The organism is Actinoplanes cyaneus, assembly GCF_016862095.1.
GTDB lineage: Bacteria > Actinomycetota > Actinomycetes > Mycobacteriales > Micromonosporaceae > Actinoplanes > Actinoplanes cyaneus.
The window spans coordinates 122,974-148,443 of sequence record NZ_BOMH01000027.1 but is presented as its reverse complement, the minus strand read 5'-3'; the positions used below and the strand labels follow the sequence as shown (position 1 = coordinate 148,443).

Below are 25,470 nucleotides of genomic sequence, written 5' to 3'. Positions count from 1 at the left end.
CCGGGGCGCAGGTGACGGCATGAGCGCCGTCAAGATCTGCGACAGTACGGCGGAGGCGGTTGCCGGCATCGAGGATGGGTCGACCATCCTGATCGGCGGGTTCGGGCTGGCGGGGATGCCCGTGCAGCTGATCGACGCGCTGATCGAGCAGGGCGCCACCGATCTCACGGTGGTGTCCAACAACGCCGGGAACGGGGACACCGGGCTAGCCGCGCTGCTGGCCAAGGGCCGTGTCCGCAAGGTGATCTGCTCGTTCCCGCGGCAGTCGGACTCGTGGGTGTTCGACGGGCTCTACCGGGCCGGCAAGATCGAGCTGGAGGTCGTGCCGCAGGGCAACCTCGCCGAGCGGATGCGGGCCGCCGGGGCCGGGATCGGCGCGTTCTACTGTCCGACCGCGGTCGGCACACCCCTGGCCGAGGGCAAGGAGACCCGGGAGATCGACGGCCGGACGTATGTGCTGGAGTTCCCGATCAAGGGTGACGTCGCGCTGATCGGGGCCTACCGGTCGGACCGGATGGGCAACCTGGTCTACCGCAAGACCGCGCGTAACTTCGGGCCGGTCATGGCGACCGCCGGTAGGACGGTGATCGCCCAGGTCACCGAGATCGTCGACACCGGGCGGCTCGACCCCGAAGTGATCGTGACCCCGAGCATCTACGTCGACCGGGTGGTGGCCGTATGAGCCTGAACAAGCACGAGATGGCGGCGCTGGTGGCCCGTGACATCGAGGCCGGCTCGTTCGTGAACCTCGGGATCGGCCAGCCGACCCTGGTCGCCGACCACCTGCCGGCCGACGCGGGCATCGTGCTGCACACCGAGAACGGCATGCTGAACATGGGCCCGGCCGCGACCGGCGACCAGATCGACCCCGACCTGATCAACGCGGGCAAGGTGCCGGTGACCGAGCTTCCCGGCTCGGCGTATTTCCACCATGCCGACTCGTTCGCGATGATGCGCGGCGGGCACCTGGACGTGTGTGTGCTCGGCGCGTTCCAGGTCTCGGCGCGCGGCGACCTGGCCAACTGGCACACCGGCGAGCCCGATGCGATCCCCGCCGTCGGCGGCGCGATGGATCTCGCGGTCGGGGCCAAGAGCGTCTACGTGATGATGACCCTGTTCACCAAGGTCGGGACGCCGAAGCTGGTGCCCGACTGCACGTACCCGCTGACCGGGCTGGGGTGTGTGAACCGGATCTACACCGATTTGGCGACGTTCGTGATCACGGCCGGTGGCGTGGTGGTCCGGGAGACGTTCGGCATCTCGTTCGACGAGCTCAGCGCACGACTGGCGGTGCCATTGCGGGAAGCCGAGTAACCGGGCGTCCGGGGGTCTCGTTGGTGAGAGCGAGATCACCGGCCGGGACGTCACGGCTTGATAGAGGAAGGTTCACCGCGCCCGGGCGGTGGGCACAAGGGTGGCATGAAGGACACGCGATCGCGGGCCTACCGCGTCATCAGCGCCATGGCTGCCACGGCTGCCGCTGTCGCGGTCGTCGCGGTGGTTCACGATACCCAGGGCGTGGCGATAGCGAGTGAGAGCTGCACCGCCAAGGTGAACGTCAAGCTGCCCGACAACGCCGAGCAGGTGAAGCTGCGCGTGCTCAACGGGACCCGGACAACCGGTGTCGCCGAGCAGGTCAGCGAGGACTTCAAGAACCGTGGCTTCCAGGTGCAGCCGGCCGTGAAGAGCAAGACGAAGGTCGACCAGATCGCGGTCGTGCAGTTCGGGCCGAAGACGGTCGGTGCGGCGCAGTGGATCCGGGCGTTCTTCCTGGGCGACGCGGAGCCGCAGTTCAACCCGGCGCGGACCAGCGACGTGATCGACGTGGTGATCGGCTCGCGGTATCGGCAGCTGGCCACGTTCACCGAGGTGAACCAGTCGCTGGCGCAGCTCGGCGAGCCCACCGTGCCGCCGGGCACCTGCGCGGCCTGATCATCCCGCGACTGCGTAGCCTGATCACCCCGCGACTGCGTAGCCTGATCATCCTTCGGCTGCGCGGCCATCCCGCCCGGTAGCTGTGGCCTGAACTCGCGGAGCGGCAGGCCGCTCCATGGATGCGGCTCCTGTGTCGCCTGCTCAGGTACGGCAACCGCGTGCGCGGTGGGCTGTGTCGAGGGTGCGCTTCGGTTGGGCTTGCTTGTGTCCGGCGGGCTTTGTGGGCTGCTTCGGTGTGGCCCACTCATGTCCGGCAACTGTGCGAAGCGCAGGCCGCGTCGACGCGGTGTTCCCGTCCGTGCCTGGTAGCGCCGAGGAGCGTAGGCGCGGGGTGGCCGGGAGCTTCCCGGCGGGGCCACGGCCTCGTCGACCTCAGCCAGGGCCCACTGCCGATGGGCAGGCTCCCGGCACGAGCTGGGCTCCGCCGGTGACAACGCCGGGGCGCGGACGCGACGCGGAAGAGCCGTGGACTTTCTCACCTCTGACCGACTCCATTGAGGACGCTGACGGGATAGCGTCGAGACTCGCAGAGATGCTGGTCGATTCAATGGAGGGCAGATGAGCATACGCAGAGGGGCGGCCACCGCCGCGCTGATTGCGGCGGTGGCGCTCGCGGTGAGTGGGACGGCGACCGCCGCCACCGCCGCGCCGGCGCCGAAGGGGGTCACTCACGAGGAGAACCCACGCGTGCCGGAGGGCTCGGTGTGGACCGAGGAGTACTTCCCGTCCGCCGATCGCAGCGGCGTCGAGCTGCACGCCGATGTGCTGCGGCCGGCGAACCTGCCGGCCCGGACGAAGACACCGGTGATCCTGGCGATCGGGCCGTACTTCGCGCATGCCGGGCAGACCGGGCCGGAGGGGTGGGCGCAGACCGGTCCGTCCGCCCGGTTCGCGGACTTCACCACCGGCACCGACCTGTTCGCGCGCGGTTACACGTACGTCATGGTGGATTTGCGGGGTTTCGGCGGCAGCACCGGTTGCCTGGACTGGGTGGGGCCGGGTGAGCAGGCGGATGTGAAAGCCGCCATCCAGTGGGCCGCCTCCCAGCCGTGGTCGACCGGGAAGGTCGGCATGTACGGCAAGTCCTACGACGCCGTGACCGGCCTGGTCGGCAACAACCTGCGACTTGGAGCCCTGAAGGCCGTCGTGGCGCAGGAGCCGGTGTGGAACATGTACAACTACCTGTTCAGCAACGAGGTTCCGCGGCCGAACGTGACCGGCACGCCGAACGCCTACAACAGCATCGCGACGCTGGCGCCGCTGCCCGACGACAGCGCCCGGTACAAGGCCAACGCGACCTACGAGACGGGTCACCCGCAGTGCCTGTCCGACAACGTGACGAACAACAACAACCCTGAGCTGAACTCGCCCTACTGGCGGGCCCGCAACCTGGCGGCGAGCGCGAAGGGCACGAGCACCCCGCTCTTCGTCACGCAGGGCTTCATCGAGAACAACACCAAGCCCGAGGACATGGAGGAGTTCCTGGACAACCACCGCGGCGTCGAGCGCGGCTGGCTCGGGCAGTGGGAGCACGTCCGCGGCAACGAGACGAACGGTGACGGGCAGCTGCTCCAGGGGCGGGCCGGCTTCTTCGACGAGGTCATGCGCTTCTACGACCGGTATCTGAAGGGCATCCGGCCGGCGGTCAAGGATCCCGCGTACGCGATCGAGGACAGCACCGGCGTCTGGCGCGCGCAGCCGACCTGGCCGCTGCCGACCTCGGCGAGCACGGAGAGCCTGGTGGACGGGCAGTACGTGGACGACGGCATTCCGTCCACGCTCGCCGCGCCGGCCGGGCAGCAGTGGGACATGGAGCACTACGCCGATACTGCCCCGCTCGCCGCGAACAAACTCGCCTTCGACGACGCGCACAGCTACTTCAGCTGGTCGACGCCGGTGAAGTCGCGCCTGCGGATCACCGCCACCCCGGCGGTCACGCTGAACGCGAGCGCGCCCGGCAACGTCATGGTGCGGCTGTGGGACGTCGCTCCGGGCGGCAGCTCGGTGATGTTCGACGAGAACGTGGCGCTGATCGAGCGGGCGGGCCGGGTCGCGTTCGACCTGAAGTCCACCGACTGGACCTTGGAGCCCGGCCACCAGCTCGGTGTCCAGATCGGCACGATCGGCAGCGGGAGCTGGCTGGACACCCCGAGCGGCAACACGATCGCGGTCACCCGGGCCCGGCTGGGCCTGGAGTTGCAGAACCCGCGGTTCGACGTGCCGACGCAGGGGGACCGGTCGCCGTTCCTCGACACGTACCTGCGGCAGTACACCCGGACGCTGACCGGGGTCGGCCCGGGAACGTTCCGGCTCGGTCGCTGACCGCACCGGCTGCCCGGCCCGGCACCGGGCCGGGCAGCCGACGGTCACGGCGATTCACCCGTGGCGAAGGGTGTGCGCCGGACAGCCCGCGGCGAGAGTGGGGGAGCCGGCAAGCGCCGACGCGGCGGCCGGTGGGAACCGGCCGCCGCGCCCTGGGAGCGGGAAGGTCAGGCGGTACTGCAGGAGACCGACGGCCAGTTCCAGTTGCCGTTGGCCTGCACGGTGAGGCCGAAGGCGTTGCCGCTGCCGTTCGGCTTGGCGACGAGCGTCTGCGCGTTCGGGTAACTCGCCGTCGTGTTCCAGGTGGAGAGAACCTTCGCCGGGGACGGGATGTTCAGCGTGACCGTCCAGTTGCTGGAGCCGGAGACGGTGACGTTGAGGTTGTAGCGGTCACTCCACGACGAGCCGGCTGACAGCGACGCCGTGCACGTGCCGTTCTGCGGCGGCGTGCTGGTGCCACCGCCACCGCCGTTCCCGGTGGGTGCGACAGCCCTGCCGGTCGACGGCGAGATCATCCCGGCGCACAGGTTACGGCTGGCCAGACCCTGGGCGATGCGCGGAATGGCGGCGACCGTGTTGGCCGGCCAGTCGTGCATCAGGATGACCTGCCCGTTGGTGAGCCGGCTCGCGGCCGCCACGATGGCGTCGGTGCTCGCATTGTTCCAGTCCTGCGAGTCGACATCCCAGATGATCTCGGTGAGTCCGTATCTCTGCTCGACGGACTTGAGCGTCGCATTCGTTTCCCCGTACGGCGGCCGGAACAACTTCGGGGTGCCGCCGCCCGCATTGGCGATCGCCGATTGCGTACGGGAAATCTCCGAATCGATTGTCGCCTGGCTCTGCTGCGTCAGATGCGGGTGCGTGTAGCTGTGGTTGCCCACCCACATTCCCGCGTCCACCTGAGCCCTGACCAGGCCGGGATTGGCCGCGGCGTATTGCCCCTCGTTGAACATCGTGGCCCGCAGCCCGTTGGCCTTGAGGGTGTTCAGCAGATTCTGCGTGTTTCCGGCGGTCGGGCCGTCGTCATAGGTCAGTCCCACATAGCCGTTGCAGGTGGCCGCCTCCGATTCGGTGGTGACGTTGATGGCCACGAAACTGGCGAAGACGGTCAGTGCGGCGAGTCCGGCGGCAGTGATCTTACGCATTCTCCAACCCCTTTCCGGGTAGGGCGTCAGCTTGCGGAACAGGACACGGAAGGCCACGTCCGGTCACCGTTGCCCGGATCGTCACGCCGAACGAATTGCCGGCCACCAGCGTCTGCGGTGCAGGCGACACCGAAAGCCATTCTGAGGCGGCCCGATTGCGGGGTTGCGCGGGAGCGTCTGGCATTGCGGTTTCCTTCAGGGAAGCCTGGATGGGGAGCCAGGCGGGCGGAAGCAGAAGCCGACTCTGATCGACGGTGGGCGATCCCTGCCGACAGCGTGAGTATTTGCCCGTCGATACGGCGCTGTCAACAACTTACGGAAACATATCGGTACTGAACATCGCGCCTGTCGAGAAATGTGCGCAGCCCAATGCCGTTGTTAGCGTTCACGATTGCGGCTTGGCTTCGTAACATCCACCAAGTTGCGGAGACCATTACCGAAAGTTTCGGACAGGAAGACAATCAGGTCCCCTCTCCGCTGTGGTCCTTCTCCGCCGCTCCCGCGGGGACCCTTCCGGGCCGAGCAGGCCGCTGGGGCGGCCAGAACGCTCGCCCCGCAAGGGCGGCGTCCATGGGTGGGCGCGGTCAGAGCAGACAGAAAAGCGCCGGCGGCCGGGTCACGTACCCCAGCCGCCGGCGCCCTTCGCCGGTTCGTGTCAGTCCACGACGGTGACGATGCGGCGGCGGCGTGCCATCCGGACCACGAACAGGCCCGCCACGAGCAGCACCGCGCCCGCCCCGGCCAGCAGCCCGGCCGACGGGCCGGTCAGCGGCAGGCTGTCCTGCACCTCCACGGTCAGCGGCGCCCGGTCGTTGCCCGCCACGGTGTCCTGCACACCGTTCTCCGCCTGCACGAACCCGGCCTCGTGCGCGCCGTCCTCGATCGTGGCGGTCAGGGTGAACAGGCTCTTGCGACCCTTGGGCACCTGAACGAGGACCAGGCAGACCCAGTCCCGGCCGGCGGGCGCACCGTCCAGCGCGACGTCCTTGGGGGAGGTGCCCGGCAGGCACATGTCGTCGGCCGCGTTCAGCGTGACCCCCGTCGGCAGCTGGACGTGCACGTACCTCAGCGAGGTGAGGCTCAGCGGCACCGTCGCGAACGGGCCCAGGTTCTCCGTGCCGACCTCGACGGTGACCCGGTCGCCGGGCGCGCCGCGGAAGACGGCGCCGACGGCCTTGCCGTCCGCGGGCGCGGTCGGCGCGGTGACCTGGAAGGTGGCGGCGTTGTCGTCGGGGTTGAGGTCGTCGCCGACGTCGCCGTCGGTGAGGCCCGCCGCCGAGGAGGTGGTCTTCAGGGCCAGCGTGTCACCGGTCCGGCCCGCGTTGCGCTTGGTGAACGCGGCCACGTACTTGTCGGTCAGGCCCACGGCGAAGACCGCAGCGCTGTAGCTCGCCGGGCCGGGCGTGTTCTTGCCGAGCCGGAACGCCAACGGGGTGGATGGGTCGACGGCGGCCTTCTGACCCGGGGCCAGCGTCTGGTCGAGAACGCAGACCACGACTCCCTCGACGTCGTCATGCTCGCAGTTGCGGTAGCGGTCCATGTCGGGCGCGACGCCGTCCAGGGACCCCAGGATCAGGCCGAGGGTTGCGGACGTGCCACTGCCGGTGTTCCGGATGGTGACCGGCGGCAGGCTCGCAGACTCGCCGCGGCTCAGTTCGAGGTCCTTGACGGCGCTGATCTCGAGGTCGGCCGAGGACCGGGTGGTGCGAACCACCTGCACGTCGATCCCGTCCAGCTCCTCGCCGCCGAGCACGAGACTCACCGTGAACGACGAGGTGAGCGGGACCGTGCTGTCCGGCTTCACGGTGAAGGTGTAGCTGTGTTTCTTCCCGGGCGCGAGCGTACCCAGCTTGCACTCGGTGGCCGAACAGCCGGCCGGCGGCACGAAACCGAGGCCGACCGGCAGCGAACCGAACCGGATCACCGTGTCCTCGGCCGCACCGCCGCCGGCGAGGTTGTCGACGGCGAACCTGACCGTCTTCGACTGCCCGTCGACCACGGTGATCGTGTCGGTGAAGTCGAGCGCCAGCAGCGGGAAGTCGGTGAGCGAATCCGCCCGGGCGGGCAGGGCCAGGCCGGCCACGGCCAGACCCGCGGCGAGCGGGGGCAGGACGAGGCGGCGGAGCAGGGCACGCAGACTCATGATCACCGTTCTTCGAAGGCGCCCGCTCAGCTCGGCGGACAGGAAGCGTGAGCAGCGTAGACCGGCACCCGCGCATGATCATCGGCTGATCGGCCCATCTCGTCGGGACGCGACGCCGCCGGGCGAGGCCGGACGGGCGGGCCGGGCACGATCAGCGACGACGGCACCGCAGGAGACCCGGCAGGGGACGTCGGGTCAGCGGTCGCAGGCGGCGGCCCGGTCGAGAAGGAGCGTGCGCTCCCGCTCGTTGCGGGTCAGCGACGCGGCCCGCTCGAACTCGGCCCGCGCCTCGGCGGACCGGCCGAGCCTGACCAGGAAGTCACCGCGAGCGCTGGGCATCAGGTGGTAGTCGCGCAGAGCCGGGAAGGCCATCAGCTGATCCAGCAGATCAAGACCAGCCTCCGGCCCGTACGCCATGGAGAGCGCGACCGCCCGGTTCAGCTCGACCACCGGCGACGGCGTGGCCTGCGCCAGCCCCTCGTAGAGCCCGGCGATCCGCTCCCAGTCGGTGTCCTCGAAGTGCCGGGCGCGCGCGTGGCAGGCGGCGATCGCGGCCTGCAACACGTACGGCCCGGGGCGGTCACCGGTCAGCGACTCGGCCCGCCGCAGCGCGGTCAGGCCACGGCGGACGAGCAGCTGATCCCAACGGGCCCGGTTCTGATCGGCCAGCAGGATCGGCTCACCGCCCGGCCCGGTGCGCGCGGCCGACCGGGACGCCTGGATCTCCATCAGCGCGACCAGGCCGTGCACCTCCGGCTCGCGCGGCGCCAGCCGGGCCAGGACCCGCCCCAGCCGCAGGGCGTCCTCGCAGAGCGCCGGGCGCATCCAGTCGTCACCGGCGGTCGCCGAGTAGCCCTCGTTGAAGATCAGGTACACGACCTCCAGCACCGAGGAGAGCCGGGACGCCAGCTCGTCGCCCATCGGCACCTCGAACGGCACCTTCGCGGCGGCCAGGGTCTTCTTGGCACGCACGATCCGCTGCGCCACCGTCGGCTCCGGCACCAGGAAGGCCCGGGCGATCTCGTCGGTGGTCAGGCCGCCGAGCAGGCGCAAGGTCAGCGCGGCGCGCGCCTCGGCCGACAGCACCGGATGGCAGGCCACGAAGACCAGCCGCAGCAGGTCGTCGCCGATGCCGTCGTCCTCGGCCACCAGCGCGCCGATGTCCGGGGAGGTCTCCGTCAGGTCGCGCCCGGCCTCGGCGAGCTTGCGCCGGTACGTCTCGTCGCGCCGGATCCGGTCGATCGCCCGGCGCTTCGCGGTGGTCATCAGCCACGCGCCGGGATTGTCCGGAACCCCGTCGACGGGCCACTGCTCCAGCGCCGCGACCAGCGCGTCCTGCGCCAGCTCCTCGGCCGCCCCGAGGTCACGGACCACCCGGGTCAGGCCGGCGATCAGCCGGGGTGCCTCGATCCGCCAGACCGTCTCGATCGCGCGGTGGGTGTCAGTGACCACGTCACCCGTCTACCCCACCGCGCGATCAGCCGCAACTACGCCGACTTGAAGCCCGGGGCGGCGCTCTCCTCGCGGCGCTTGACGGCCTCCCGCTGCTCGGCGGTGAACTCGTCGCCGAAGTCCTCCGCCGAGTACAGCCGCCGGATCTCGATGTTCGTCGACTCGCCCGGGCCGACCTGCGGGAGCGGGCAGCGCCGGAACCACTCGACGCACTCCTCGAGCGACTTCATCTCGACCAGGTAGAAGCCGGCGATCAGCTCCTTGGTCTCGGCGAACGGGCCGTCCACCACGGTCTTCTTCTCGCCGTCGAAGTAGATCCGCGCGCCCGTGGAACTGGGCCCGATGCCCTCCGCGGCCAGCAGCACACCGGCGTCGACCAGTTCCTCGATGAACTTGCCCGCCGTCTCGAAATCCTCGGTGGCGGGCATGACCCCGGCCTCGCTCGCCGCCGTGGCCTTGGTGATCACCATGAACCGCATGTCGCTGTCTCCTCGTGTCAGGGTGCCTTCTCACCTACGCGTCGAACGGCGGACGGCCCACTCGACACCCTGCCGGAGAAATCTTCCGCGGTGCTCACCCCGTACCGGGAAATCGTCTTTTGATCTGCGAGAACGTCAGTAGCGGAACGTGCCGATGATGTCCTGGAGCTGGGTGGAGATCCGGGCCAGGTCGGTCGCGGCGGTCTCGGTGGCGTCCGCGGCCCTCGCGGTGGTGGCGGTGACGTTGACGACCTCGGCGAGCTGCGAGCTGATGTCGGAGGTGCCGTCGGCGGCCCGGCCCAGGTCGTCGGTCATGCCCTTGGTGGTGGCGCTCTGCTCCTCGACGGCCGAGGCGATGGTGTTCTGGAAGTCGTTGATGTTGCCGATGATCTGGCCGATGCCGGCGATCGACTCGACCGCCTCCTTGGCGTCGCGCTGGATCGCCTCGACCCGGCGGGAGATGTCCTCGGTGGCCTTCGCGGTCTCCTGCGCGAGATCCTTGACCTCGGAGGCGACGACGGCGAAACCCTTGCCGAGCTCGCCGGCCCGGGCGGCCTCGATCGTGGCGTTCAGCGCCAGCAGGTTCGTCTGCTCGGCGATCGCGGTGATCGTCTTGACCACGCTGTCGATCTCGCCGGACGAGACGTCCAGTTTGGTCATCAGGGTCTCGGCCTGCGCGGCGACCTCGACCGCGCCGGACGCCACGTTCGCGGCCTGACCGGCGCTGATCGCGATCTCCCGGATCGCCGCGCCCATCTCCTGCGCGCCACCGGCGACCGCCTGCACACCCGCGGTCACCGCCTCCGCGGCCCGGTCGATCGAGCTGACCCGGCTGGAGGTCTGCTCGACGCCGCCGGACAGGTTGCGGCTCGCCTCCTGCATGTCCTCGGAACGCTGGGTCAGGCCGGAACTCGCCTCCGACAGCGTCTGCATGACGGTCCGCATGTGATCGACCGCGGCGACCGCCGACCGGGACATCCGGCCGATCTCGTCGCCGCCGTTGTCCGCCCGGCGTTCCCGCAGGTCACCGGAGGCCATCGCGGACATCACCGCCTCCAGTGCGGCCAGCCGGCGGGCCAGCACCCGGGCCACCAGCAGGACCAGCGCGCCGGCCAGCAGGATGCCGGCGATCAGCGTGGCGATGATCGCGATCCGGGCGGTGGCGGCGGCATCATGCGCGTCCGTGGCGGCGGCCGCCGCCTTGTCCCGGGAGAGAGTCTTGAGCTCCTCGAGGTGCTTGACCGCCTCCACGATGGCCGGGTTCAGCTTCGTGGTGCGGATGTTCTGCCACTCGTCGAGGTTGCCGGCGTCCTTCGCGGCGATCGCTTGGGCGCGATAGGTCAGGTAACCCTCCCAGGTCGCCTGCACCTGGGACATCGCCGACTTCTCGGCGGTGCTCACGTCGAGGCTGCCGTAATCGGTGATCTGCCGCGTCACCAGATCGATGTACTGGGTGGCCTCCGCGTTGTAGGCCTTCGCCTTGACCGGGTCCGTCGACGTCGTGCCGGACAGGCTCGCCCACCGCGAGTGCCAGATCACCTGCTGGATGTCGATCACCGCGGCGATCGGCTGCAGCGCCTTGGTGTAGATCGCGTCCGCGCGGTCCGCGATCGACGTCATCCGGACGATCCCGACGACACCGACCACGGTTGCCACGATCAGGCCGACCGCGGCCGTCACCAGCAAACTGGAGCGCATGCTCAGCGAGCTCAGACGTCCGCCAGTGGACACCATGCCGGTCACCAGGCCCCTTCACGGCGAGAGCGACACGTCGCCGGGGCGACGACCGAACAGGATTCACGGTAAGAGGCCGGAGCGGCGCGGGTACCCACATTGCGATCACCGGAACATCAGACTTCTCCCGGTCGTCCGGTGCCGTGCCCGCGCGGGCGGCTCGCCCGGCCGGCTCGCTCATCCGGCCGGGCTGACCAGGCCCGACTCGTAGGCGGCGATGACGGCCTGGGTGCGGTCCCTCGCTCCGAGCTTGGCGAGCACGTTGCCGACGTGCGTCTTCACCGTCTCCACGCCGAGGAACAGGTCGGCGGCGATCTCGGCGTTGGACCGCCCGGCCGCCATCCGGCGCAGCACGTCCAGCTCGCGACCGGTCAGCCGGGCGTCGGCCAGCCGGGTCGCGCCCCGGCCACCGGCGTAGGCGCCCGCCAGCCGCCGGATCGCCGCCGGGAACAGCAGCGAGTCACCCCGGGCCACCACCCTGATCGCGTCGGCCAGTTGGGCCGGCCGGGCCCGTTTCAGCACGAAACCGCTGGCACCGGCCCGTAAGGCGGCATACACATACTCGTCGTTCTCGAACGTGGTGATCACCAGCACGCGCGGCGGCCGGTCGGTGCGGGCCAGCAGGTGCCGGCAGGCCTGGATCCCGTCGATGGCGGGCATCCGCACATCCATCAGCACGACGTCCGGCCGCAGGCGGGCCACCAGCGGCAGCACCTCCGCACCGTCCGCACCCTGCCCGACCACCCGCAGGTCCGGCTGGGCGTCGACGACCGCGCACAGCCCCATCCGGACCAGCTCCTCGTCGTCGACGATCAGCACCGTCGTGGGCTCGCTCACCGGCCGTCACCCGGGTCGCGCAGCGGCAGCCGGGCCGTCACCCGCCACCGGCCGGCGTGGTGGCCGAAGGTGAGCCGGCCACGCAGCAGATCGACGCGCTCCCGCATGCCGCCGAGCCCGTGCCCGCCGCGCCGCTGGACCGGCGGCGGCTCCGGCATCGGGTTGAGCACCTCGATGGTCAGCTCGTCACCGGCCACGGCGACCCGCACGGTCGCCGGCGCCCGCCCGGCGTGCCGGGCAACGTTCGTCAGGGCCTCCTGCACGATCCGGAAACCCTCGCGGGACATCGTCGCGGGCACCGCCGCCAGCGGGCCGGCCACCGTGAGGTCGACGGGGACCCCGGCCGCCTCCGCGTCCTGACACAACTGGCCGAGGTGGACCAGGGTGCGCCGCGGGCGCGGTGTGCCGTCGTGGTCGCGCGCGTCACGCAGCACCCCGAGAACGTGGTCGAGATCGTCCATCGCGGCCCGGCTGGTCTCCTCGATGACGGTCAGCGCCCGGCGGGCGAACGCCGGATCGGTGTCGAAGACCTGCCCGGCCGCGCCCGCCTGCAGCGTGGCCAGCGTCAGCGCGTGACCGATGGAGTCGTGCAACTCCCGGGCCAGCCGGTTGCGCTCGGCGAGCTGCCGGGCCCGGACCTCGAGGGCATGCTCGCGCTCGGTGGCCGACGGGCCGAGCAGGACCGGCGCCATCAGCGCGGCGAGCGCCCCGAACGCGGCCACGACATACACCGTCCCGGCGAGCACGCCGAGGGCCACGAGGACCCAGGCCACCGCCTCGAGGACGGTCACCGGGGCGGGGATCGGCAGGTCGCCGGGCCGCAGGCCGAGCAGCCGGCCGAGGACCAGCACGACCACCGGCAGGGCGGTCAGCAGCAGCACGGCGATCACGGCGCCCGCGGCGAGATGCAGCCCGAACCACAACGCACCCCGGATCCGCGTCTCCGCGGGCAGCCGCTTGCCCGGCACAGTGTCCGGCAGGCCGACGCCGAGCAGGGACCGGGCGGCGGCGATCTCCAGCGCGCGGGTGCTGCCGAGGAACGCCGGCACCGCGGCGACGGCGGCGGCCACGACCGCGGTCACGACGAACAGGCTCCGGTTGGCCGGGTCCTCGGCGATCATCCGCCGGAACGCGACGGCGAGCAACACGTACGGCAGGGCGATCACCGCGCCCAGGAGCAGATGAACGCCTCGCCGGTACGTGACACCGCTGATCAGCGGTGCCACCAGGCCGGGAAGAGTCATCCGTCCATTGTGTCAGCGGCTCCCCGGGGCCGGATCCCTCCTGAGAGCTAGTCAGTACAGTCGGGTCCTCACGCCTCGGTCTCCACCCACCCGGCGCGTCGGGTGGTCACCTGGACAGGTGACCACACCGCGGGGGACCATCGATGTCGGTCTCATTCCTGGCAGCATCGCCGGACCGCAGGGACAGGTGGGTCAATGACAACCCCTTCAGCAAACCGTGCCATCCAGCGCGCTTACACCCAGGTACGCACGCCCACGGGGCAGATCTTGCTGACCGACCTGACGAAGACCAAGCTCGGCGCTGTCCAGAACCGTTTCTTCCGGCTGTTCGTCCCGGTGAAGCGGAGCCGGTTGCGGCTGCCGACCGGTCTTCCGGAGTTCAGCGGCATGCGGCACCTAGCGACGCTGTCGGACAGCCCGGTGCTGGCGGCTGCCCGGCTCGGCGGCCATTGGAGCGACCACAATCTCGCGGCCATCTGCCATGTCGCAGCCTGTAACCTGCGTTGCCCGTACTGTTACGTGGAGTTCCGGCATCTGAGCGCCCAGGACAGTTTCCGAACCACCGCCGCCGATCTAGTGGGTGCGTTCGTGGCTCTTCGTCGCGAGCGGCAGGAGGCCGGAGAGCAAGTGTCCATCCTCCGCATCAGCGGCGGCGAGCCCCTGCTCGTTCCCGAATTCGTCGCCGACGTGCACGACGAACTGCGGCGACACGATCTCGCCGAGATCTGCCTGCTCAAGGTTGAGAGCAACATGACCGCCTTCGCGTACGCCCTGGAGTCCGCCCCTGCCGGGACCACCGCCCGGTTACACTCGATCGGCGGATTGGCGGTCCACGTCACCATCCATCCGACGCCCGATGACGCCGACTGGCCACGGGTCCTCATGGGTCTGCGCCGGGCTCTCGAACTCGGCATCGACGTCTACCCGGCGATCGGCGGCGCCGGTTGGAGTGACGCCCACCTGTCCGATTTGTATGCGGCATTGGCCGAGCTGGCGCCCGATCTGCCGTTGCGTCTCGCCGTACGGCCGTTCAACCTCTCGTACGACGCGCTGACCACCCGCCGCGGCCTCGACCACTATGCCGTGCCGGCCGGTCCCTCCCCCTCGATGCGCTGGGAGCAGCTGACGACCGCGAAGCGGGGCCGACGGTATCTTCAGTGCCCACGGCATCTGGTCTCGCTGGGAGACCCCGCGAAAGGAGCGGCATCGTGAGCGCGCGCGAGCTGACCATCTGCAGCAGTTCCAAGTACTACGATGTGGTGCGGATCGTCACTGGTCACCTCGCCGAGCGCGGGATCACCGTCAACACCCCGCGGTTTGACTTCAACGAACAACTGGTCGAGGTGACACCGGAACAGAAGCGGGAGCTCACCCACGAGTTTCTCGACAAGATCCGGCGCTCGGCCGCAATCTACATCGTCGCCGCCGACGGCTACACGGGCCGCAGCGTCTGCATCGAGACGGGCTTCGCGGCCGCACTAGGTCTGCCCGTCTACATCTCCGAGCCACCGGCCGAAGCGGCCGTCGCCGCGCTGGTCACGGAGGTCGTCAGCACCGCGGACGCACCGGATTTCCTCGCCGAGGCGCTGAAGGACAGCAGATGAGAATCTGCGCGCCGTCGCTGTCGAGCCGCCTGCACATGCCGGCCTACGCCCATCTGCGGAACACGTTCGGGCTCACCGAGGAGATCGAACAGCACCGACAACTGCGGTTGCAGGCAGGGGATCACGACATCCTGTTGTGCAGGGGCACCGATGTCCCGCAGATCGTGGCACTGGAAGTCGCGGACGTCGGCCTGACCGGCTACGACGTCGCCGTCGAGTGGGCGCTCGCCAACAACCGGGAGTTGGACATCCGCGATCTGGGGCCGAGCCGGGCGTCCTTCGTGTGCTTCGTGGCCGTCCCCGGTCGCCAGGTGGGCCGGATCTACTCGGAGTATCCCGCGATCACCACCCGCTGGCTGACCGAGTCGCGGCAGTACGACCAGTTACCGATCGTGCCCATGCACGGCTCCTCCGAGGCGGTGATCGCCGCGGACCCGCTGGGCGGCGGGGTCCTGCTGGTCACCAGCGGCGACACGCTGCGCGCCAACGGCCTCAGCGACGTCTTCCCGCTGCTCTCCACCGACCTGTGTCTCGTGTCGCTGCCCGGCCGGATGCCGGAGCGCTGGGGTGGGCAGCCGACCGCGGAACTGCCCTCATTGCCCGTGTCAGCAAAGCCGCCGATCGGCCGCTGACAACGCCCGTCTTATTCGCCGGAGGTCCCGCGCACACTCCTGCGCCATCGCCGGCAACAGCCACCAGAACAGGAGGTCGGCGGGATTCGGCGAGCCGCGCTCCCGAGCGGCCACCGAAACAGCCCAGACGTACTGAAAGGCGAGGGCGTGGCGCGCGCCGTCGATGGCGAAGGAGAGCCGGAAACAATCGCCGGCCTGGGGTGGCAACAGGAAGACCTGGTCACGCCGGCGCCGGTCGGTGAGATTCCGTGCCAGGGCCGGCAAGGTGAGGTCGTGCGGGAGGCTGGCGACAGCCTAGTGGATCCGGCTGCTCAGCGACAGATTCGCGGCACTCTCCATGACGCCCAGGCAGCCGGGCGCCGAGATCTTCCGTGAGCGCATCGTCAACGGGGCGGGGGCGCATGCTGCCCGAGCCGGCGCTCCAGGTGCATCAGCATCAAGTAGGGCTGAGCTTCCTTCGCCCGCCTGCGCCAGGTGAATGCGTTCAGCGCGTACTTCACCAGGACGCTCGGCGGCATCACCATGCCCAGCACGTCGAACGCGACGTCAGTGGCGAGCGCACCGGTCTGCGAGCGCAGGTTCATCCGGGTGGTTGTCTCGCGGTACCGGTTGACGATTTCCTGTGCCGCCGCCTCGGGCGTGATGACCGGGTCCATTCCCCGGGAGATTGCGAGAAGGGCCTCGTCCAGCAGCCGGCGGAACCCGGCGTTGTTCCGGCGGGCGACAGCGATCTCCTCAGGGGTGAGCATGCTCAGAGGGCCTAGCCGCAGCCGGCCGACGACCTCCTGCGCCACCGCCTCACGGAAGGTGGCCGGGCGGTCGACCCCACCGGGCTGGAGCAGAATGCCTCGGGCGGCAGGGTTCGCGAGCAGGCCGTCCTGGCCGAGTTCGGCGGAGATGACCAGGGAGCTCAGGTGGTTGCGCAGGCTGACGACCTCGGCGACGCCCTGCCGCAGCGGTCGCCCGGGGTGGCGGCGGTAAGCCTCGTCCCTACTCACCCGCAGCATGTCGTTCATTTCCGCAAGCCGTTCGGCGAGTCCGGCTGCTTCGACGACGACATCGGCGGTGCGACGGTCGGAACCCGGGGCGAACGGGGCGCGCACCCGGCCCGCGTCATCGACCTCGTACTCGTGCGCCCAGAGGGAGACGAGCTTCTGTTCGTGCAGGTCGGTCAGCCGCCGGTCGATCTGCCGAGCTCGGGGCTTGTCCGGGCCGGCGACTCGGTACGAGGCCCGCACGGCGACCGCGTCAGCGAAGAACACCACCGACTGCAGCACCCGGTCGATCGTCCCGCGGTCGACCGACCCGCTGTCCAGTAGGGTCAGCACCCGGCTCATCGGAGCCTCCGCATCGGTGTCAGGAAGTCGATCTCGTAGAGGTGGGCGCTCCAGCAGTGCACCTGCAGGCGGGCGTCCGCCAGGCCCAAGTCCAGCGCCATGTCGGTCGCCACCCGGGCAAAGGCCAGCAGTTCCGGCACCAGGCCGAGCATCACGTCCACGCTACGAACAGTGAGGAACAGCCACAGCACGTCCTCGATGACGCGGAAACACCCGCCGACCGGCGAGACCGGGAAATCGGCGCCCAGATCCTCGCCGACATCCCAGAGGTCGAACACCGCGCCCCGTGTGCTTTCCTCGGCCCGGAGCAGACTGCGGATCTCGTCGAGCTGATCCCGGTCCGTGCCACCGGCCGTGCTCTTGCGGCGCAGCCGCCGGTCCACCAGGGAGTCGGCTTTCGCCTCGCCGAAGAGCCGGCTGGCGTAGTCGGTGATGAGCTCCGGAAAGGCGAATTCAGCAGGTGGTCGCCGGTCATGCGGATCGAGCACGACGATGCTGAGACCGGGTAAGTCGAAGGAGATGCCATGCCGGGTCGAAATGCGGGTGGCCTGCTCGCCACGGCAGGCGGCCACGATCTGCGGCCAGCCGGTGGCCACGTTCTCCACGACGATCTCCACAGTCACCCCTCCGCCCGGGCCAGCAGGAACTTGTTGGACTGGTAGAAGCTCTCCACCGAGCCCGGCAGCCACCAGCCCGTCAGTTCGGGACGGACGAGGAGGTCCGGCCGATGGAAGGGCAGCCGGTGCGGGCTGAGCTGCGACCGCAGCCATCCAGGGTCGGGATCCTTGTCCACCCCGCCCAGCCGGACGAGTTGGTCACCGCGGAACCACACACCGAGGCGTACCAGGCAGCGCCGGATCGCGATGTCCTCGAGATGGTGACCGGGCGCGTCCTGATGTCGATAATCGAGTCCTGCCGCAGTGTCTGACGGGTCGTGCACGAAGACGTCGCATGCGGTGCTCACCAACGCCTCGCGCGTCTCCGCGCTGCCGTGCAGGAGATGGAAGTAGGCATCTTCGTACAGGCTGAGCGACGCATTGCCGTCATGGTATTGACCGGCGATGAGCCAGGCCAGACGCCACGATCCCGGGCCGTACGTGTCATCCCATTCAGCGACGCGCAGTGGCCGGCCGCTGCCAAGCCGGCCCGGGCGTTCCATGATGCGCCATCCGTCCACGTCGTCCTCCACAGCGCGGCGCCGCGAAGCTCCACGATATCCACCGTCATCGAGACTCCGTGCATGAGAGCCGCCCTGGCGCGCCCTCGACAGCGTGACTGCCCGGCTCTCGCAGCGGCAGCGCCGACCATGGCCGAGTGCGAGACACGAGCGTGGCGGTGGTGGTCGTCCGCGACCGGGCGGGGTGGTACTTCATCAACCGCCGCGCTCTTTGGCGGGCGCGTTACCCCGGCCGCTTCGGCATCGGCGCAGGGGGGAAAGTCAACGACGCGGAGACCGCCGAGGCCGCCGCCGCGCGAGAACTGCGAGAGGAGACCGGGCTGGACGGCCACCCCAGTCCGGTGCTTGCCTTCCTCTACGACGACGGGGCGGTCCGGCACACCGTCCATCTGTTCGACATCGTCATCGACCGGGTGCCCATCCCGAACTGCGCGGCGGAGTGGAGCGCTTCCGGCTGGGTACCACCCGATGTCGTCGACCGCCTGCATCGCGCCGGTCTGCTGAGCCCCGACACCGCCGCCCTGTGGGACCGCTACCGAGGCACGCGGCCGGTCTGACGGACTGCGCGAAGGCCCTGCCGCGACCATCGACCGGCACGCGCTACGACGTCCGCACAGTCACCATCACCAAAGACCGCACGTCGCCCGGGTCGAGGCTCGCGTCAGATCGGGCTTGACCCTGACGCAGCGTCAACCCTTGATGCTGACGGCATGAGTGTTACCCCACTGATGGATCGGGCCGGCGCGGCCATACGCGTCCAGGGCCTGGAGAAGTCGTTCGGACAAGTGAGCGTGCTGCGCGGTGTGGACATCGACGTGGCCCGCGGCAGCATCTTCGCTCTGCTCGGCTCGAACGGGGCCGGCAAGACGACCCTGGTGAAGATCCTGTCGACCCTGCTCAAAGCCGATGCCGGTCGCGCCGAGGTCAACGGGTTCGACGTCGGGCGGCAGGCGGCCGGCGTCCGCGAGTCGATCAGCCTGACCGGTCAGTTCGCGGCGGTCGACGAGATCCTGACCGGGCGGGAGAACCTGGTCATGGTCGCCCGGCTGCGGCATCTCAAGAACGCCGGCACGATCGCCGACGACCTGCTGCGCCGCTTCTCGCTGACCGAGGCGGGCGCCCGGCGGGTGGCGGCGTACTCCGGCGGTATGCGGCGCCGGCTGGACATCGCGATGAGCCTGGCCGGGAACCCGCCGGTGATCTTCCTGGACGAGCCGACCACCGGGCTGGACCCGGAGGGGCGCCTCGAGGTCTGGCGGGCCGTCCGGGAACTCGCCTCGGGCGGCACGACAGTGCTGCTCACCACCCAGCACCTCGACGAGGCGGAGCACCTGGCCGACCGGATCGCGATCCTGCACGAGGGCCGGATCCTCGTGAACGGCACCCTCGACGAGCTGCGCAAGCTGCTGCCGCAGGCCACTGTCGAGTACGTCGAGAAGCGGCCCACCCTCGAGGACGTCTTCCTCGCACTGGTCACCGGGGAGAAACGATGAACAAGCACTTCGCCGGGGACACCGCTGTCCTGCTGGGCCGGTCGCTGCGCCACATCGCGCGCAGCCCGGACACGATCATCACGACGGTGATCACGCCGATCGCCATGATGCTGCTGTTCGTGTACGTCCTGGGCGGCGCGATCCGGACCGGCACCGGCTCGTACGTGAACTACCTGCTGCCCGGCATCCTGATCATCACGATCGCGTCCGGGATCTCGTACACCGCGTACCGGCTGTTCCTGGATCTGCAGGGTGGCATCTTCGAGCGTTTCCAGTCGATGCCGATCGCCCGGTCCGCCGTACTGTGGTCGCATGTCCTGACCTCGGTGGTGGCCAACCTGATCTCGCTCGTGGTGGTGCTGCTGGTCGCCCTCGCGATGGGCTTCCGGACCGGAGCAGACGTGCTCGGCTGGCTGGCGGTCGCCGGCATCCTGGTCCTGTTCACCCTGGCTCTGACCTGGCTGGCGGTGATCCCGGGCCTGACCGCCAGCTCCGTGGACGGCGCGAGCGCGTTCGCCTACCCGCTGATCTTCCTGCCGTTCGTCAGCTCGGCGTTCGTGCCCACCGAGTCGATGCCCGGCCCGGTACGCGCGTTCGCCGAGAACCAGCCGGTGACCTCCATCGTGGACAGTCTGCGGGCGCTGTTCGCCGGGCAGCCGGTCGGCTCGGGCATCTGGATCGCACTGGCCTGGTGCCTGGGCATTCTGGCGGTGGCTGTCGCCTTCGCGGGTCTGATCTACCGCCGCCGGGTCGGCTGAGCCAGGATCGGGCCATGCTGACGATCGGGCAACTGGCCGCGTACGCCGGCGTCACGGTGCGGGCGGTGCGCCACTACCACCAGATCGGGCTGCTGCCGGAGCCGGAGCGCGACGCCTCCGGCTACCGGAAGTACGGTGCGCCGGCCGTGGTGTCGCTCATCAAGATCCGCACTCTCGCCGAGGCCGGCGTGCCGCTGGGACGGATCGCCCGGATGCTCGACGCCGACGGGACGGCCTTCGCCGAGGCGGTCGAGCGGATCGACGCGCATCTGCGTGCCGAGATCGACCGCCTGGAGAACAGCCGCAAACAGGTCGCGCAGCTCGCCGCCGGTGACAGCCTGGTGCTGCCACCACCGGTCGTCGCCTACCTCGACCGGCTCCGGGAAATCGGGGCGTCCGAGCGGATGCTCGCCGGCGAGCGGGACGGCTGGATCCTGATCGCGGCCCGCTGGCCCGGCAAGGTGGCGGAGTGGATCCCGGACAAGTTCGCTCAGCTCGAGGATCCGCGGATCGTCCGGCTCTACCAGGTTCTGTCGGCGCTGATGGAGACGAAGGGGCTCGACGATCCGCTCGTGCTGGAAGCGGTCGACCTGCTGGTCGAGCTCGCGGAGGAGGCGGAGGCCGCCGGGTTCGACTCCGGGGTGGCCGAGGGGGACGACATGTTCTTCGCCCTGCTGGACAACCTTGCCGACGAGAGCGACGACCGGGCGTGGCGGCTGCGCGAGCTGATGCGCGAGCGCGGCTGGGACGGATGGACCCGGATGCGACGAGTCACCGGCCAAGCCTGAGCGGGGCCGCGATCGCGGCCCCGCCGGGTCACTCGCCTCGCTTGAGCAGGGTCGCGATCGCGGAGTCGTCGAGGGCGGCCAGCAGCGCGGCCGGGTCGTCGTAGACCGCGACGGCGCCCGCCTCCTCGAGCTCGGCGGCCGATGTCCCGCCGCAGGTCAGCCCGATGCACGGGATGTCGAGCCGGCCCGCGGCCTGCACGTCCCAGACCGAGTCGCCGACGAAGACCGCGGCGTGCTGGTCGACGTCCGACTGGTCGAGCGCGGCCTGCAGGATGTCCGGCGCGGGCTTGCTCTGCTCGGCGTCGGAGGACGAGGTCGCCGCGGCGATCACGTCGTCGGCCCCGAGCACCCGGCGCAGCTGATCGAGCTCCGACTCCTTGGCCGACGACGCCAGCACGACCGCGAGCCCCCGGTCCGCCACCGCCCGCAGCAGCTCGGCCGCCCCGGGAAGCGGCCGCAGCCGTTCCCACCAGGCGCCGTAGAGCACGTCGTGCGCGGTGGAGAGCTGCTCGTCGCCGCCGGTGTCCCGATCCTCACCGAGCAGATGATCGAGCAGTTTGTCCGACCCCATCCCGATGCCGCGGTGGATCTTCGCCATCGGAATGTCCGCACCCGACTGCCGGAGCGCCTCCCACCAGGCGACGGCGTGCAGATACGTGCTGTCGACAAGCGTGCCGTCGACGTCGAACAGAACCCCTGATCTCATGCACCACCGTTACCCACGTTCAGCCCCGCGAACCGCGCCGCCGTCCCCGATGCGGCTGGCGTCCGCCTGCTGATCTCCGTCACAGATCCCGATCAAAATCATCTTCCCGTACGGACATTGCCCGCGCACCGGGGAGAATCCGTACGTGACCCCGGCCCGGACGCTGCGCCCGCTGCACCTGTTCACCGACGGTGACGTCATCTGGGCCGTCGACGAGTTCCAGCCGGTCGCGGCGCTGCTCGACGCGTCCACCGGCACCCTGCGGGACCTGGTCTCGTGGCCCCGGCTTCCGCCGCCGCCCACGATCGAGACCTGGCAGGTTCTCGGCTGCGGCCGTGACCTCTGGGTGCAGCCGGGCGCCGGCGCCGTCGAGGACCTCGGGACCGGGCGTCTGCCGCCGCCGAGTGCCGCCGTCGACGGTTTCCTGGACGTCTGACCGTGCGGGTTCGGCTGGGGGAAACGCTCACCTGAGCAGCGTTTCGCCCGATTGGGGGGTGTGGTGTCGGTGACGATGGTGCCGCCGCGCGGCCGGGTCTGGCTGCGGGCCGGGTTCGGGCTGGGCGTCGTGCTGCTGATCGCCCAGTTCGTGGTGGTCGTGCCGGAGGCACGGGACTGGGCGGGCCGGCACCCCTGGTCGTACGACATCCTGCAGGACGCGACCTATCTGCTCGCCGTCGTGCTGGTGCTGGCGCGGGCGGCGGTCCTGCGGCAGGACCGGGGCGCCTGGCTGCTGATGGCGGGTGGGCTGGGCTGTTACGCCGCCGGCACGGTCTACTGGGTGGCGGTCCTGGTGCGGCTGGACCCGCCGCCGTACCCCTCGATCTCGGACGCGATGTGGCTGGCGTACTACCCTCTCGCCTACGCCGCGGTGCTGCGGCTGCTGCGGGCGCGCCGGTCCCGGTTCAGCGCGCCGACCTGGCTCGACGGGCTGATCGCCTCGGCGTGCGCGGCGGCGTTCGCGTCGGTGGTGTTCCTGACCGGGTTCGCCGGTGTCTCCGGTCAGCCGGCTGCGGCGGTGCTGGTGAGCCTGGCGTACCCGATCGCGGACATCGTGCTGGCCGGTCTGCTGCTCGGCGCGTGGGCGCTCAGCGGCTGGCGCACCGAGCGGGTCTGGGCGGTGCTGCTGGCCGGGATGGGGGTGAACACCGCGGCCAACGGCCTCCACATGTTCGAGACGACGCACGGCACGTTCATCCCGGGTGGCTGGACGGACGCGTTCTGGTCGGTGGCGGTGGCGGTCATCGTCGCCGCGGCCTGGCAGCGCCCGGAGGAGGCCTCGGCCCGCCCGCCGGTCCGGGCGCTGGTCGGGGTGGCGCTGCCGGCCGGGCTGGCCTGCGCGTCGATGGCCCTGCTGCTCTACGGCAGCTGGCGCGACGCCACGCTGCCCCGCACGAGCAGCGTGCTCGCGGCGGTCGCGATCGCGGCGGCGGTCGCGCGGATGCTGCTGACCGTCCGGACCGTGGAGGCGCTGGCCGACGCCCGCCGGCAGGCCCGCACCGACGACCTGACCGCGCTGCCCAACCGCCGCTCGTTCCAGGAGACCCTCGACCGTGAGCTGCTCCGCCGGGACCCGGACGAGCCGATGGCCGTGGCGATCGTCGACCTGGACCGGTTCAAGGAGATCAACGACAGTTTCGGGCACCACCTCGGCGACCGGTTGCTGCAGCTGGTCGCGACCCGGCTGACCGCGGCGTTCGGTGGCGCCGGGATGCTGGCCCGGCTCGGCGGGGACGAGTTCGGCGTGATCCTGCCCGTGGCCGGGGCGGACCGCGCGCTGGAGGTGGCGACGACGCTGCTCACCGCGCTGCGGCACCCGTTCGACCTGGAACAGGTGAGCCTGCACATCGACGCCAGCATCGGGCTGGCGGTCTTCCCCGGGCACGGCACCGACCGCGGCACGCTGCTCCGGCACGCCGACAACGCGATGTACACCGCGAAGAGCGACCACAGCGGCCTGGCCGTGGCCGTCGAGGGCGCCGACGACGACACCGGGCGGCGGCGCCTGACGACCCTGGAGGAGTTCCGCGCCGGGCTCGACCGGGACGAGCTGGTGCTGCACTACCAGCCGCAGCTCGACGTCGCGACCGGCGCGGTGGTGGGCGTGGAGGCCCTGGTGCGGTGGAACCATCCGGCTCGTGGGCTGGTCTACCCCGACGGGTTCCTGTCCCTGGCCGAGCACGCCGGGCTGATGGGACGGATCACCCTGCAGGTCCTGGAGAAGGCGCTCGGGCAGTGCCGGGACTGGCGGGCCGCCGGGCTGGGACTGACCGTCGCGGTGAACCTGTCGGCGTCGAACCTGCACGATCCCTCGCTGCCGGATCACGTCGCTGACGCTCTGGCCCGGTACGGCGTACCCCCGGCGGCTCTGCATCTGGAAGTCACCGAGGAGGTGCTGATGCGGGACGCGACGCGCGCGACCCGGACCCTCGACGAGCTGCGCGCCATGGGGATCCGGCTGGCCGTGGACGACTACGGCACCGGTTACTCGAGCCTGGCCTACCTGCACGCGCTGCCGGTCGACGATCTGAAACTGGACCGGGCGTTCGTGGCCCACTGCGACACCGACCCGCGCAGCGCCGCCATCGTGAAGAGCACCGTCGAGCTCGCGCACAACCTGGACATGCGGCTGATCGCCGAGGGGGTGGAGAACGAGGCGGTGCTCGACCGGCTCCGGGACTGGGACTGCGACCTGGTCCAGGGCTATCACCTGAGCCGGCCGCAGGCCCCGGAGCGCCTCACCCCGTGGCTGCTGGAGCGTCAGGTCACGCCGGTCGCTTCTTAGCCCACTTCGGCGACCCAGGCGGGGAGCGGCTCGCTGGACCAGTCCGCGGGCACCCCGTCCAGGCCGGTGCGCCCGCCGACGATCCCGCCGACGATGGCGCACGTCGTGTCGGAGTCGCCGCCGGGGATCGCGGTCGCCCAGAGGGCCCCGGGCAGGTCGTCGAGGTGCGCGGCGGCGGACCAGATCGCGTACGGGACCGTGTCCACGGCCGAGATCTGCTCGCCGCACCCGACCATGCCGGCGACATGGCTCGGCTCGGCTGTCAGCGCGACCCTGGCCACGCGGCGCAACCTCGAGGCGACTTCGCTGTCCGGCGTACGGGCGGTGACCGTCCCGATCAGCTCACCGCCCGCGACGCCGGTGACGCTCAGCGCCGCCGCGACCGCGACCGCCACCGCCCCGGCGACGGCTTCCGGATGGCCGTGGGTGACCTCGGCCGACCTGGCGGCCTCGGCCGCTGCCACACTCAGGTCGTCGGCGAACCAGGCGCCGAGCGGGGCGACCCGCATCGCCGCCCCGTTGCCCCACGAGCCCATCCCGCCGAACTTGCGCCGGGTCACCACGGACCACGGCTCGCCCTGGCCGATCGCGCGCAGGACCTCGTGCATCGATCCGCCGTACGAACGGTACGGGTCCGCCGCGTACGCCTCGGCGAATGCGAGCGCCAGCGCGTCCTGCTCGACGTGCCCGTGCCGGTCCAGGATCCGCAGCACCGACAGCGCCATCGCGGTGTCGTCGGTCCACGGCCACGGGCCGTCCGCGAGACGCCGCTCGGCCCCCGGCTCGGCGGCGGGCTGCAACAGCCACGACTCGCCGAACGCGTCACCGAGAGCCAGCCCGCGCATCGCCGCCACCGCCGCGGCCCGATTCGTCATGCGGGCCATCATCCCGGGTCGGCCCGG

Annotated in this window: 25 protein-coding genes; 13 read left to right on the top strand and 12 right to left on the bottom strand. The window is 70.5% G+C overall.

The features are described 5' to 3' along the window. Positions 1–19 precede the first annotated feature (19 nt). The 4 genes from Acy02nite_RS17685 to Acy02nite_RS17670 all read left to right on the top strand — a co-directional run bounded on the left by Acy02nite_RS17685 (position 20) and on the right by Acy02nite_RS17670 (position 4,257). Entirely contained in the window at positions 20–682 is a 663-nt protein-coding gene (locus tag Acy02nite_RS17685; protein WP_203741931.1) for a 3-oxoacid CoA-transferase subunit A, read from the top strand. After that, the gene (locus Acy02nite_RS17680) at positions 679–1,314 is read left to right on the top strand and encodes a 3-oxoacid CoA-transferase subunit B (protein WP_203741929.1); all 636 of its coding nucleotides are present in this window, start codon (positions 679–681) and stop codon (positions 1,312–1,314) included. The genes Acy02nite_RS17685 and Acy02nite_RS17680 overlap by 4 nt, the downstream gene beginning before the upstream one ends. 105 nt (positions 1,315–1,419) lie before the next feature. Further along, the gene (locus tag Acy02nite_RS17675) at positions 1,420–1,932 is read left to right on the top strand and encodes a LytR C-terminal domain-containing protein (protein ID WP_239174961.1); all 513 of its coding nucleotides are present in this window, start codon (positions 1,420–1,422) and stop codon (positions 1,930–1,932) included. Positions 1,933–2,493: 561 nt separating this feature from the next. Further along, positions 2,494–4,257 carry a CocE/NonD family hydrolase gene (locus tag Acy02nite_RS17670; RefSeq protein ID WP_203741926.1) on the top strand — a complete coding sequence of 588 codons (1,764 nt, stop codon included), beginning with the start codon at positions 2,494–2,496 and terminating at the stop codon, positions 4,255–4,257. 167 nt (positions 4,258–4,424) lie between these two features. Here Acy02nite_RS17670 and Acy02nite_RS17665 read toward each other — a convergent pair whose 3' ends face one another. The 7 genes from Acy02nite_RS17665 to Acy02nite_RS17635 all read right to left on the bottom strand — a co-directional run bounded on the left by Acy02nite_RS17665 (position 4,425) and on the right by Acy02nite_RS17635 (position 13,291). After that, positions 4,425–5,402: a polysaccharide deacetylase family protein gene (locus tag Acy02nite_RS17665; protein ID WP_203741924.1), complete on the bottom strand. Its 978-nt coding sequence runs from the start codon at positions 5,400–5,402 to the stop codon at positions 4,425–4,427. A 655-nt stretch (positions 5,403–6,057) separates the two neighbouring features. After that, the gene (locus Acy02nite_RS17660; protein ID WP_203741922.1) at positions 6,058–7,545 is read right to left on the bottom strand and encodes a COG1361 family protein; all 1,488 of its coding nucleotides are present in this window, start codon (positions 7,543–7,545) and stop codon (positions 6,058–6,060) included. 195 nt (positions 7,546–7,740) lie between these two features. Beyond that, a complete protein-coding gene (locus Acy02nite_RS17655; protein ID WP_203741920.1) occupies positions 7,741–8,997 on the bottom strand; it encodes an RNA polymerase sigma factor in 1,257 nt (418 codons plus the stop codon). 35 nt (positions 8,998–9,032) lie between these two features. After that, complete coding sequence (locus tag Acy02nite_RS17650; RefSeq protein WP_203741919.1) at positions 9,033–9,476, bottom strand: YciI family protein; 444 nt, start codon at positions 9,474–9,476, stop codon at positions 9,033–9,035. Positions 9,477–9,611: 135 nt separating this feature from the next. Then, on the bottom strand, positions 9,612–11,174 hold the full coding sequence (locus Acy02nite_RS17645) for a methyl-accepting chemotaxis protein (protein ID WP_239174960.1): 1,563 nt from the start codon (positions 11,172–11,174) through the stop codon (positions 9,612–9,614). A 213-nt stretch (positions 11,175–11,387) separates the two neighbouring features. Then, complete coding sequence (locus tag Acy02nite_RS17640) at positions 11,388–12,047, bottom strand: response regulator (protein ID WP_264653314.1); 660 nt, start codon at positions 12,045–12,047, stop codon at positions 11,388–11,390. Further along, positions 12,044–13,291: a sensor histidine kinase gene (locus tag Acy02nite_RS17635; protein WP_203741917.1), complete on the bottom strand. Its 1,248-nt coding sequence runs from the start codon at positions 13,289–13,291 to the stop codon at positions 12,044–12,046. Before Acy02nite_RS17635 ends, Acy02nite_RS17640 begins: the two co-directional genes overlap by 4 nt. A 267-nt stretch (positions 13,292–13,558) precedes the next feature. Here Acy02nite_RS17635 and Acy02nite_RS17630 point away from each other — a divergent pair, with 267 nt between their 5' ends. The 3 genes from Acy02nite_RS17630 to Acy02nite_RS17620 are packed head-to-tail and all read left to right on the top strand — an operon-like array spanning position 13,559 to position 15,527. Beyond that, positions 13,559–14,503 carry a radical SAM protein gene (locus Acy02nite_RS17630; protein WP_203741916.1) on the top strand — a complete coding sequence of 315 codons (945 nt, stop codon included), beginning with the start codon at positions 13,559–13,561 and terminating at the stop codon, positions 14,501–14,503. Then, entirely contained in the window at positions 14,500–14,895 is a 396-nt protein-coding gene (locus Acy02nite_RS17625; protein ID WP_203741915.1) for a hypothetical protein, read from the top strand. Before Acy02nite_RS17630 ends, Acy02nite_RS17625 begins: the two co-directional genes overlap by 4 nt. Beyond that, complete coding sequence (locus Acy02nite_RS17620) at positions 14,892–15,527, top strand: hypothetical protein (RefSeq protein WP_203741913.1); 636 nt, start codon at positions 14,892–14,894, stop codon at positions 15,525–15,527. Before Acy02nite_RS17625 ends, Acy02nite_RS17620 begins: the two co-directional genes overlap by 4 nt. A 383-nt stretch (positions 15,528–15,910) precedes the next feature. Here Acy02nite_RS17620 and Acy02nite_RS17615 read toward each other — a convergent pair whose 3' ends face one another. Genes Acy02nite_RS17615 through Acy02nite_RS17605 form a run of 3 tightly spaced genes read right to left on the bottom strand, consistent with a single transcriptional unit; the run spans position 15,911 to position 18,053 of the window. Further along, positions 15,911–16,864, bottom strand: coding sequence for a hypothetical protein (locus Acy02nite_RS17615; RefSeq protein WP_203741911.1), 954 nt, complete (start codon positions 16,862–16,864; stop codon positions 15,911–15,913). Beyond that, a complete protein-coding gene (locus tag Acy02nite_RS17610; protein ID WP_203741908.1) occupies positions 16,861–17,481 on the bottom strand; it encodes a thymidylate synthase in 621 nt (206 codons plus the stop codon). The genes Acy02nite_RS17615 and Acy02nite_RS17610 overlap by 4 nt, the downstream gene beginning before the upstream one ends. Positions 17,482–17,483: 2 nt before the next feature. Beyond that, on the bottom strand, positions 17,484–18,053 hold the full coding sequence (locus Acy02nite_RS17605; RefSeq protein ID WP_203741906.1) for a hypothetical protein: 570 nt from the start codon (positions 18,051–18,053) through the stop codon (positions 17,484–17,486). A 125-nt stretch (positions 18,054–18,178) separates the two neighbouring features. Between Acy02nite_RS17605 and Acy02nite_RS17600 the strand changes: the two genes are divergently transcribed. The 4 genes from Acy02nite_RS17600 to Acy02nite_RS17585 all read left to right on the top strand — a co-directional run bounded on the left by Acy02nite_RS17600 (position 18,179) and on the right by Acy02nite_RS17585 (position 21,080). Continuing rightward, complete coding sequence (locus tag Acy02nite_RS17600) at positions 18,179–18,598, top strand: NUDIX domain-containing protein (protein ID WP_203741904.1); 420 nt, start codon at positions 18,179–18,181, stop codon at positions 18,596–18,598. A gap of 153 nt (positions 18,599–18,751) precedes the next feature. After that, on the top strand, positions 18,752–19,534 hold the full coding sequence (locus Acy02nite_RS17595; RefSeq protein ID WP_203741902.1) for an ABC transporter ATP-binding protein: 783 nt from the start codon (positions 18,752–18,754) through the stop codon (positions 19,532–19,534). Continuing rightward, positions 19,531–20,292: an ABC transporter permease gene (locus tag Acy02nite_RS17590; RefSeq protein WP_203741900.1), complete on the top strand. Its 762-nt coding sequence runs from the start codon at positions 19,531–19,533 to the stop codon at positions 20,290–20,292. The genes Acy02nite_RS17595 and Acy02nite_RS17590 overlap by 4 nt, the downstream gene beginning before the upstream one ends. A gap of 14 nt (positions 20,293–20,306) precedes the next feature. Next, positions 20,307–21,080 (top strand): MerR family transcriptional regulator, encoded by a 774-nt coding sequence (locus Acy02nite_RS17585; protein WP_203741898.1) that lies wholly within the window; start codon positions 20,307–20,309, stop codon positions 21,078–21,080. Between the two features lie 28 nt (positions 21,081–21,108). On the opposite strand, the gene Acy02nite_RS17580 is transcribed toward Acy02nite_RS17585, so the two are convergent. Beyond that, positions 21,109–21,786: an HAD family hydrolase gene (locus tag Acy02nite_RS17580; RefSeq protein WP_203741896.1), complete on the bottom strand. Its 678-nt coding sequence runs from the start codon at positions 21,784–21,786 to the stop codon at positions 21,109–21,111. 145 nt (positions 21,787–21,931) lie between these two features. On the opposite strand from Acy02nite_RS17580, the gene Acy02nite_RS17575 reads away from it, so the two are divergent. Both Acy02nite_RS17575 and Acy02nite_RS17570 read left to right on the top strand, forming a co-directional pair. After that, positions 21,932–22,222, top strand: coding sequence for a hypothetical protein (locus Acy02nite_RS17575; RefSeq protein ID WP_203741894.1), 291 nt, complete (start codon positions 21,932–21,934; stop codon positions 22,220–22,222). A 75-nt stretch (positions 22,223–22,297) separates the two neighbouring features. Continuing rightward, positions 22,298–24,568 (top strand): putative bifunctional diguanylate cyclase/phosphodiesterase, encoded by a 2,271-nt coding sequence (locus Acy02nite_RS17570; protein ID WP_239174972.1) that lies wholly within the window; start codon positions 22,298–22,300, stop codon positions 24,566–24,568. Here Acy02nite_RS17570 and Acy02nite_RS17565 read toward each other — a convergent pair. Further along, entirely contained in the window at positions 24,565–25,443 is an 879-nt protein-coding gene (locus Acy02nite_RS17565; protein WP_239174959.1) for an ADP-ribosylglycohydrolase family protein, read from the bottom strand. The two genes, Acy02nite_RS17570 and Acy02nite_RS17565, sit on opposite strands and share 4 nt — an antisense overlap. Positions 25,444–25,470: the final 27 nt, after the last annotated feature.

Excerpts from the sequence above, each read along its gene's own strand:
- Acy02nite_RS17595 (WP_203741902.1), top strand. The coding sequence starts at position 18,752 with ATGAGTGTTACCCCACTGATGGATCGGGCCGGCGCGGCCATACGCGTC.
- Acy02nite_RS17580 (WP_203741896.1), bottom strand. The coding sequence starts at position 21,786 with ATGAGATCAGGGGTTCTGTTCGACGTCGACGGCACGCTTGTCGACAGC.
- Acy02nite_RS17570 (WP_239174972.1), top strand. The coding sequence starts at position 22,298 with ATGGTGCCGCCGCGCGGCCGGGTCTGGCTGCGGGCCGGGTTCGGGCTG.
- Acy02nite_RS17590 (WP_203741900.1), top strand. The coding sequence starts at position 19,531 with ATGAACAAGCACTTCGCCGGGGACACCGCTGTCCTGCTGGGCCGGTCG.
- Acy02nite_RS17650 (WP_203741919.1), bottom strand. The coding sequence starts at position 9,476 with ATGCGGTTCATGGTGATCACCAAGGCCACGGCGGCGAGCGAGGCCGGG.
- Acy02nite_RS17615 (WP_203741911.1), bottom strand. The coding sequence starts at position 16,864 with ATGAGCCGGGTGCTGACCCTACTGGACAGCGGGTCGGTCGACCGCGGG.
- Acy02nite_RS17620 (WP_203741913.1), top strand. The coding sequence starts at position 14,892 with ATGAGAATCTGCGCGCCGTCGCTGTCGAGCCGCCTGCACATGCCGGCC.
- Acy02nite_RS17670 (WP_203741926.1), top strand. The coding sequence starts at position 2,494 with ATGAGCATACGCAGAGGGGCGGCCACCGCCGCGCTGATTGCGGCGGTG.
- Acy02nite_RS17685 (WP_203741931.1), top strand. The coding sequence starts at position 20 with ATGAGCGCCGTCAAGATCTGCGACAGTACGGCGGAGGCGGTTGCCGGC.
- Acy02nite_RS17665 (WP_203741924.1), bottom strand. The coding sequence starts at position 5,402 with ATGCGTAAGATCACTGCCGCCGGACTCGCCGCACTGACCGTCTTCGCC.
- Acy02nite_RS17680 (WP_203741929.1), top strand. The coding sequence starts at position 679 with ATGAGCCTGAACAAGCACGAGATGGCGGCGCTGGTGGCCCGTGACATC.
- Acy02nite_RS17585 (WP_203741898.1), top strand. The coding sequence starts at position 20,307 with ATGCTGACGATCGGGCAACTGGCCGCGTACGCCGGCGTCACGGTGCGG.
- Acy02nite_RS17565 (WP_239174959.1), bottom strand. The coding sequence starts at position 25,443 with ATGACGAATCGGGCCGCGGCGGTGGCGGCGATGCGCGGGCTGGCTCTC.
- Acy02nite_RS17675 (WP_239174961.1), top strand. The coding sequence starts at position 1,420 with ATGAAGGACACGCGATCGCGGGCCTACCGCGTCATCAGCGCCATGGCT.
- Acy02nite_RS17635 (WP_203741917.1), bottom strand. The coding sequence starts at position 13,291 with ATGACTCTTCCCGGCCTGGTGGCACCGCTGATCAGCGGTGTCACGTAC.
- Acy02nite_RS17660 (WP_203741922.1), bottom strand. The coding sequence starts at position 7,545 with ATGAGTCTGCGTGCCCTGCTCCGCCGCCTCGTCCTGCCCCCGCTCGCC.
- Acy02nite_RS17645 (WP_239174960.1), bottom strand. The coding sequence starts at position 11,174 with ATGCGCTCCAGTTTGCTGGTGACGGCCGCGGTCGGCCTGATCGTGGCA.